This is a genomic window from Mangrovactinospora gilvigrisea (assembly GCF_001879105.1).
In the GTDB taxonomy this organism is placed as follows: Bacteria; Actinomycetota; Actinomycetes; order Streptomycetales; family Streptomycetaceae; genus Mangrovactinospora; species Mangrovactinospora gilvigrisea.
In genome coordinates this window covers 1-710 of sequence record NZ_MLCF01000134.1, presented here as the reverse complement: position 1 = coordinate 710, position 710 = coordinate 1, and the positions used below count along the sequence as shown (strand labels likewise).

At 71.3% G+C, this 710-nt stretch carries 1 pseudogene; it reads right to left on the bottom strand.

What is annotated here, in order from left to right:
- Window positions 1–615: pseudogene (locus BIV57_RS20535) on the bottom strand (hypothetical protein); the annotation flags it as partial.
- Window positions 616–710: the final 95 nt, after the last annotated feature.

Below are 710 nucleotides of genomic sequence, written 5' to 3'. Positions count from 1 at the left end.
GTTCGGTTGGGGTTCCCGGGTGGGGTCGGTAGGGGGTTTCGGGGCTTGGGGAGGGGTCGGAGAGCCCTCGGCATCCCCCTCAGCGGGGTGGGGTTGGGCGCCGGAGCCGGGTGGCGGCGGGGCGTCGCCGCCGAGTTGGCGCTTCAGGTCGGCGATGCTGCCGCGCACCTTCCCCCGGACGGAGGGAGCGCCGTTCTTGCCCGGGGCGTCGCTCAGCTCGGCGACGGGAAGGCGGTCGAGCTCCGTGAGCAGCGCGCGGCGCAGCACCAGGGAGGTGATCTCCCCGGCCGCGGTGACGGCGGCCGCCATGACGTTGGGCTGCCGCCAGATGTTGTCGTTGCGTAGGAAGGTGCGGACCAGCAGCTCTTCGGCGTCCTCGTCGATGACGACGAAGCGGTGATCGGCCAGGACAGCGAGCTGGTCGCGGAGCTGGTCGGTTGTCAGGCCCGGGGCCTTGGAGGCCCACCGGCGCAGCGTGATCGGCAGCAGGCCGGCATGGTTGAGGTTGCGCTGGGTGAGCAGGAACAGGAAGAGCCGCTGATGGGGGGCATCGAGGCGCTGGAAGTCCGGGTCTTCCCAGATCCTGGTGTGGATGTGGCCGAAGTCGCGTGCCATGGGTCAGCCGGCTTCCTTGTCTGACGTGGGTGGGCGAAGGACGCGGAGCATCGGTGCCCTCACCTCGCCGAGGCGGGGGCGTAGGGCAGCTCGCC